6 protein-coding genes are annotated in these 5,936 nt (G+C 60.4%); 2 read left to right on the forward strand and 4 right to left on the reverse strand.

Annotated elements, in window-relative coordinates; translation table 11 throughout:
* The 4 genes from ACETWG_01525 to ACETWG_01540 form a co-directional block, all read right to left on the reverse strand.
* Positions 1 to 293, reverse strand: a 293-nt coding sequence (locus ACETWG_01525) for a hypothetical protein (protein MFB0515265.1), incomplete at its 3' end; no start/stop codon positions are given.
* A gap of 2 nt (positions 294 to 295) precedes the next feature.
* Complete coding sequence (locus ACETWG_01530; protein ID MFB0515266.1) at positions 296 to 925, reverse strand: Spy/CpxP family protein refolding chaperone; 630 nt, start codon at positions 923 to 925, stop codon at positions 296 to 298.
* Positions 926 to 929: 4 nt separating this feature from the next.
* Positions 930 to 1,322, reverse strand: coding sequence for a hypothetical protein (locus ACETWG_01535; GenBank protein ID MFB0515267.1), 393 nt, complete (start codon positions 1,320 to 1,322; stop codon positions 930 to 932).
* On the reverse strand, positions 1,312 to 1,839 hold the full coding sequence (locus tag ACETWG_01540; GenBank protein ID MFB0515268.1) for an RNA polymerase sigma factor: 528 nt from the start codon (positions 1,837 to 1,839) through the stop codon (positions 1,312 to 1,314). Before ACETWG_01540 ends, ACETWG_01535 begins: the two co-directional genes overlap by 11 nt.
* Positions 1,840 to 1,961: 122 nt before the next feature.
* Between ACETWG_01540 and ACETWG_01545 the strand changes: the two genes are divergently transcribed.
* Positions 1,962 to 3,458, forward strand: coding sequence for a DUF92 domain-containing protein (locus ACETWG_01545; GenBank protein MFB0515269.1), 1,497 nt, complete (start codon positions 1,962 to 1,964; stop codon positions 3,456 to 3,458).
* Between the two features lie 17 nt (positions 3,459 to 3,475).
* A partial coding sequence (locus ACETWG_01550; GenBank protein ID MFB0515270.1) for a UvrD-helicase domain-containing protein occupies positions 3,476 to 5,936 on the forward strand: 2,461 nt, incomplete at its 3' end.

A 5,936-nucleotide genomic window follows, 5' to 3' on the forward strand; every position in this document is an offset into this window, starting at 1 on the left:
AAGGACAGCTCCCAGCTGTAATCGGTGATGTTCCGCCCCCAGCGTACTCCCCGGAACCGGCCGGGCCAGAGCGTATCAGCCAGGGTCTTTGCCAGCAATATATCCTGGTCATAATCGTCATCGTACAGCCCGCCGTCATCCAGGCCAATGGTGGAAAAGGCCTCATCAACCTCTATCAAGGCTCGCAGCGCAGACAGCAGCTCCCCCTCAGAAATAGTATCCTCCACCTGCTCACACCCGGCCAGCAGAAGCATCGCGCCGAGAAGTGGACCGGTGAACCTCAGCAGCCTCATATTTAGTCCTCCTCCTCTTCAGGTGGCGGGACCGGCGGCAGTATCTCCTCCCGGAGCTGATATTGCAGCTGTCTTCGGAAATGTTCATTAAAGACCGCGAACTTGGCCCGCTGTTCGTCGGTCAGGATATCTTTCAGAGATTCAATATGCTTGGCTCGCAGATCGATGTGGGACTTATCCAGCTTGGCCACCTCGGCCACGTACTGATCTACGTCCTTTGCGCTGATCTTCCCGGCGTCCATTTTCTGCTGGAATTCCTCGTATAGCTGCCGCCGCTTACGCACGATCTCGTCCGCCTCTTTTTGATGCTCCTGAGTGCGGGGGAAGAACTTCTCTGCCTGCTCTTCGGATAGACCCAGGTACTCGGTGAGCTTCCACATCTTCACCGTGTTGAGGCGGTCCAGCCTCCGTTGCGGATCGGTCCACCCCCGCCGCTGCCGCTGAAGTCCCGCCGTACCGGGCCTGGCCTTATCAGGACGCTGAAGCTGGGGACCGAATGACGGTGCGCCCGGATCAGCGTACTGCCCCCCCTGCCTATCCGACCACCCCTGCGCGGCAAGCTGCCCCGGCAAAGCCATTAAGACCACCAATAAAGATATTAGAAATTGCACGCATTTTAAATGGGTCTTCATCTAGCTATCCTTTCACGTTGATGGAGTGAATCCATTCCTCCCCGCCCTCAAGGCTGAGAATCTCCTCCAGTAGCACGTCCAGCTTTTCCTCCTCCAAAAGGTACTCCAGGTACAACTCCCAGGTGAAATCGTCTAATTCCTGAGTATCTACCACTGATTCCACTTCGCTCAGGAGGTAGTTTTGCCACAGCTCCTCGTCGATCTGCCGTTGAATTATGGAAAATGACAGTACAAACAACAGCACCACACTAACGCCCGCCGCCGCGGTGGTTAAAAAATTCCGGCGCCGCTCTTGTCGGTCAACACCGGCCCGCACCTGACGGAGGAACTCTTCCCCCTCGCTGAAATCGGGCAGCGGGGGCCGGCCTACCGTATCAAACAGGATCTCATCGGACATCTTGCAACAGTCCTTTCAATTTCTTGCGTGCCGAGTGATAGGCCACTTTCACCACGTTCTCGGAAGTACCCAGAATATTGGCTGTATCGGCCACCGAAAGCTCCTGCAAACCCCGCAGAATCACCACCTGGCGCTCCTGGGAGGAAAGCTTGGGCAGCTGCGCCAGAAGCCGACGGAACTGGTACTTCCACTCGTCGCTCTGAGACTGCGTCGCCGGCTCCTCGCGCTCACCAAGGGGCAGCCAGGAGCGCAGGCGCTGCCGCCGGTAATGGGTGTTGAGAACATTAACGGCCACCCGGTAAAGCCAGGTGGAAAACGCACTTTCCTCGCGAAACCGGTCGAGGTGGTGGTAGACCTTGATAAAAACCTCTTGCGCCAGGTCGTCGGTCTCATCCCTGTCTCCCGTGGCCCGGAACATGAACTCGCGCACCCTGGCCTGGTGCCTCAAAACCAGCTGATCGAATGACCGCTGGTTCCCCTGCCGAAACTGCGCTATGAGCGTCCGGTCGCTTTCCATACATGACACCTTTTAGACGCTGGCCACACCACGAAGGTTAAGGCCGTTTTGTGGCTGGATACAGCCCCTTTCCGACCGTTACAGCCCATTGACTCCCAACCCTCCCCATTTTACCTTCCTCTATGCCATTTATCCCCCTTTTACCCACTCCCTTCCTCACCTGGCTATTCTTCATGGGGGCCATTTTGGCCCTGCTGGCCCTCTCCGAATGGGTGGCTGCCCGAACCCAAATGCCACCCGAAGACAGCCGTCAACTCGTGCACGTGGTCGTCGGGGTGTTCATCTTCCTGTGCCGCTTCCTCTTTGAAGAGCCCTTCTACCCCCTCATCACTGGTCTGCTGTTTATCCTCGTCAACCTGGTGACGCTGCGCACCGGTCGGTTCAAAAGCATGCACGCCACCGACCGGGTCAGCTATGGCACCGTCTACTATCCCCTCACCTTCGTCATTCTCATATCGCTTTTCTGGCACCGGGACCCGGTGGCCCTGCAGGTGGCCATTCTGCTCCTGGCCTTTGCCGATCCGCTGGCGGCGTGGGTGGGGCAAAGGTGCGGGCGGATAAGTTTCACCCTCTGGCGCGATCCCAAAACAGTCCCGGGATCGACAGCCATGTTCCTCGGCTCGGGCCTGCTGGCCTTTCTGGGACTGGTATTCCTTATCCCACCCAGCGGCAGTCCCAGCCTGCCCTGGCCGCAGCTGCTTACGGCTGTGATCGTGCTGGCCACCCTGGCCGCCTTTGCCGAAGCCCAATCCAGCCAGGGCTCCGATAACCTCACGGTGCCCCTCGCTGCTGCCCTCTTCGTCTTCCTGTTCCGGTCGCTGCCGGCGGCGGAATTCCTGCCGTTTATCCTGTGGGTGGTATGCTCAGCTGTATTTCTGGGACTGGCGGCCTGGCTGAAAGCCCTGGCCCTCAGCGGCGCCCTCACCGCCTGGGGTATGGGAATCCTAATCTTCCTGGCCGGGGGCTGGAAATGGGTCCTGCCCATCGTGGCTTTCTTCATCCTCAGCTCCATCCTCACGCGCCTTAACCGCAGTGCCCTTGTAACTTCCAATCCAGGCCCCGGCGCCGGCCACCGCAACCTGGTGCAAGTGTTTGCCAATGGGGGCGTTCCGCTACTCGTGGCCGCCGTCTACGGCATCTGGAAATTGGAGCCGCTCTACCTCGTGTTCCTGGCCGCCCTGGCAGCTGCTACCGCTGATACCTGGGGCACCGAAATCGGCGGCTGGTCCCGCCGCCAACCTCGCAATATCGTCACCTGGCGGCAGGTGGCCAAAGGGGACTCCGGCGGGGTGACGCTGATTGGTACCGTCGGCACTCTGGCCGGGGCCGCCTGTCTGGCCGCCGTCGGATTAGCACTCCATACCAAACTGCTAAGTGGCATCGATTGGCTCGCCATCACCGCTATTGGATTCCTCGCCGCTACTCTTGATAGCTTGCTGGGTGCCACCGTCCAGGCCAGGTACCTCATACCGGCTACGGGCAAAATCACTGAAAACCGGACCGATGGCAGTCAGGAAATGGTCCTGCATAGCGGCTGGTCGTGGCTCGACAATAATATGGTTAACCTGGCCTGTACCGGCAGCGGAGCGGCCCTGGGCCTGCTCTGGCTGGCAGCCTGACAACGGGCGGAACGGGGATGCAGCAGCAGGAGGCGCGCTCCCTGATACCCACTCCCCGGCAGCAGCAGGCTGAAACCCACCCCCTGGCCCCGCTCATGATCCTGGCCGGGGCTGGCACCGGCAAAACGACTACCCTTATCCGCCGCATCGCCCACCTGATCCAGGATAAAAGCCTCCCACCCGATCAAATCCTCGCCCTGACCTTCTCCGAAAAAGCCGCCGCTGAACTGCGCCAGCGTATCGACGAGACTACCGGTCAGGGCCGGTCCCTCACCGCTACCACCTTCCACGCCTTCTGCTACCAGGTGGTCCTGGAATTCAAACCGGAGTTCAGGTCACGGACTCTGATGACCGAGGGGGATATCCTCTTTCTCCTGCGTGAGCACTACCGCGAATTGGATGACCTGCAGTCAGCGGTCTTCCGGCGGGAGCCCGTCCGCGCCGTCAAAGCCTTTAAGGGCTTTTTCGACCGCCTGCGGGACGAACTGATCCAGCCAGCCCACTTCCCCACCCTCCTCGACCACTCCAGAGATCAGCTGGCCCAGGAAGCCGCCGAGGAATGGCAGGAGACCTACAACCAGCTCATAGATCACTGCACCGTGTTCCCCCGCTACCAGCAGTGGAAAGCCGCAGCCGGGCTGGTGGATTACGGGGACATGGTCTACGAATGCTGGCGCCTTATCGAGTCCCAGCCGGACGCCCGTCGGGCCCTCCAGCTGCGCTACCACACCATCATCGTGGATGAATTCCAGGACAACAACTACGCCTTGAACATGATCGTTGGACGCCTCGCCGAACAGTACCACAGCGTCACCGTCGTCGGTGATGACGATCAGTGCATCTACAGTTTCCGGGGCGCCAGCGCCTACAACCTCCGCGACTTCCGCCAACGATATCACTTGGTGCCGGGCTATGGTGAAATCGTCCTGGATGAAAACCACCGCTCCACCCAGCCCATCCTGGACTTGGCCAACGATGTGATCAGGCACAATACGGGCCGCCAGAGCAAGCGCCTCAAGGCTGGCAAAAGCCGTCGCGCAGGCCCCCTGCCGGAACTGGCCGTTGGCAGCCCCGCCGCTCAGGTGGCCTACCTGGCAGAGACCATTACCGACATGGTTGCAAACGGCAAGGCCGCCCTGGGCGCCATCGCCGTCCTGGTCCGCACCCACCGCCAGGCACGAGAAGTGGCAGCCGGCCTCGCCGAGAGCGATATACCCTGCCAGTACCTGAACGTACGCTTCTTCCAGCTGCCGGCCGTCCGTACGGCCCTGGCCTGGTGTACCGCCGTCGCTGGTTCCCCCGGCGCTCACATAGCCCTCTACCGCCTGATCACACAGCGCTTCGGACTACCGGCGGCAGCCAAACTGCAAGATGTCCTCCGGCTTATAAATGATAAGGGGCGGGAAGATATTTCCCTCCAGGCATCAGCTTCGGAAGAGGACAAATCCCTGGTCGCGCTGGTAGCCCTGATTTCAGCCCTCCGCCGCGAGAGCACCGAACTGGATGCTGGCCGGATGCTGTGGCGCATCCTCGTCACCAGCGGCATCTATCGACAGCACTTCCGGACCGGGTTCCTGGAAGATCAACTGGCGCTCACCAACCTGACCCTCTTGCTTGAGATGGCCCGGGATTTTGCCGCCCGTCAACCCGACAATTGCATGAAGCGGTTCGTTCAGTACATGGAAGTGATGCAGGAGGCCGAGGCGGTGGAGGCCCGGTTGCCCGAAATAGACGCCGCCGATGCCGTCCAGGTGCTGACTGTCCATGCCGCCAAAGGGAAGGAGTTCCCGGTGGTATTCCTCCCCTTTCTGCAAAGTGCCCGCTTCCCCCTCAACTACCGCCCCCCTGACGTGGTGGAATCCCCGCCCCCGGAATGGCATCTCTGGCAAGCAGATCCCGCCCTCAGTGGCAAAACGGCCCACCTGGAAGAGGAGCGGCGACTACTCTACGTGGCCATCACCAGGGCCAAACAGCGGCTGATTATCCTCACCACCCCCAAGCGCCGGTCACCATTTATCAGTAACTTACCTGCCGAACTGGTGACCGAGAGAACACTCGTGGAAGCCGATACCCAGAAGGAACAAAGCCGCTCGAGCAGGCTGCGCACCGAATTGAAACAGCGCCTTGCCCGGGAACTGTCCCGGGGCGCTTACCAGCAGGCCCACCAGCTGGTCGACGCCCTCCGCCTTATCGACCAGCACGATGCCGGCCTTAAACCTGACTTCAGCACCCATCCCCTGGGCGATGAGCTGCAAGAACGTCTCGCGCCGGATGAAGTGCAGCCCCCCAGCCCGGAAAGCGAACCAACTACCCTCACCCTTTCCGCCAGCGCTATCAGCAGCTATGAAACCTGCCCCCTGCAGTACCGCTTTGCTCATGTAGATAACATCCCCGGCAAGGAGGATAAACCCTACCTGACCTTTGGTCGCATTATTCACTCCGTTCTGGAGGCGTTCCATCGCCCCGGGCGGCAGGAAC

Source organism: Candidatus Neomarinimicrobiota bacterium, assembly GCA_041862535.1.
Lineage (GTDB): Bacteria > Fidelibacterota > Marinisomatia > SCGC-AAA003-L08 > TS1B11.